A 1,441-nucleotide genomic window follows, 5' to 3' on the forward strand; every position below is an offset into this window, starting at 1 on the left:
GATTCGGAAATCCCAATGAACTGAAAACAGCAAAAGCTTCATCTCTCGTTCTTGACGGCGGAAGTCATATCAACGCCAAGCGTCAGCCGACGGCCGCGAGCGTAGCGAGTGGACGGTCGGCTGCACGCACTGGTTAGCCCGCTGCTCGATACCAAGAACGCAGTTCACGGGAAAGCTCCGGTTGCTCCGAGATGATTGCTTGAATGCCTTGTGGCTGTTCTGTTGTGTTCGATTGACGAGCAAGAATTTCAAGAAGCTTAAAGTAGCCGCTGAGCGGAATACCAGACGATTTGATTTCGCCGTAGCGAGCACAGACTTGCTGCAACAGATCAAATGCTTTTGCTCCGTGCGCGTTTATCACGAGCAAATCAAACGCGCCTGAAGTGAAGCACTCGTTGTGCTGATATGGCGGAATCTCACCGCGCGAGATTGCGCTGGCGATGCTCAGGAGCTGATCGACGGTGTTTTCCATTGCTAGGGCTAACGCCCAGGTTAACCCGCGTGACCGCCGCAAGGCGGGCACGTCGGGTTGAACCTGTTGTTATGACTAGCGCCCATCGAAGCCCCACATTGCTTTGAGCAGCTGCCACGCCCGAACAAGTATCTCCATCAAGAAATTCTCCATGAGCAGGAACCCCAGGAAGGCCATGATTCCGGAGAACCAGAGAACGATACTGAACGGAAGAAACGCGATGTGCGCTCCGCCTGCGTTGAACCCTGCAACTGTGAGCCACAGCAGCGTGCCAGTGATAAAGGCGATTAGACCGCTTAGATACGCGACGGCCAGCCGGTCGATGAGCGTGACTGGACCGGACCTCGGTGGCTTAGCTGTTCGAGTCATAACGCCCCGGTTCACCCGCGGCCCGGACGGAGCGGCGAAGCCGCGGAGGCCGGGACGTCGGGTGGAACCGATGGTTGGGCACCATTTTTCAACCTGCGCTGAAGATAGATCATGTGTGCCAGAAGGGCGCATGGAGCTACAACCCCGAACAGCAGTGCCGCGAAGCCATAAACGAACACCAAAACAGCGGAGCTGGCGAGAGCCGAGAAAACGGCGAGTTGGAAAGCGCGGCCTAATACGTGCCGCCGGCCTTTGGCTGTGCTACGGGTGAGAGACCAAAGGTGGACGAGCGCAAATACACCAAGCGGCAGGGCGCAAAGCACTGCCGCAAAGGTTGGTTCAAAGCGACCAGGAGCGCCAAACGACCAAACCAACGTGGGTAGGCCGAATACGGCAGCGAGGATGCTGGAATATGCGACGAACGCTGTAATGGGGCCGGCGAGTACCACCGCCTCAATGAAAATCAGACTCTCCATCGCGTGAGCTTTCATGGTGCCCAACGCCCTGTTTCAGCCGCGTGGCCGCCGAAGGCGGACACGTCGGCTGGAAACGCTAGTTGGGTGTGCTGCCCGATGGAACTCACGAAAGCCCCCGCTTTGT

The 1,441-nt window shown here is 57.5% G+C and carries 1 protein-coding gene; it reads right to left on the reverse strand.

The annotated features are described in order from the left end of the window. Positions 1-133: 133 nt before the first annotated feature. The gene (locus K344_RS24065) at positions 134-472 is read right to left on the reverse strand and encodes a hypothetical protein (protein ID WP_157622898.1); all 339 of its coding nucleotides are present in this window, start codon (positions 470-472) and stop codon (positions 134-136) included. Positions 473-1,441: the final 969 nt, after the last annotated feature.

The organism is Solimonas soli DSM 21787 (assembly GCF_000474945.1).
Taxonomy (GTDB): domain Bacteria; phylum Pseudomonadota; class Gammaproteobacteria; order Nevskiales; family Nevskiaceae; genus Solimonas; species Solimonas soli.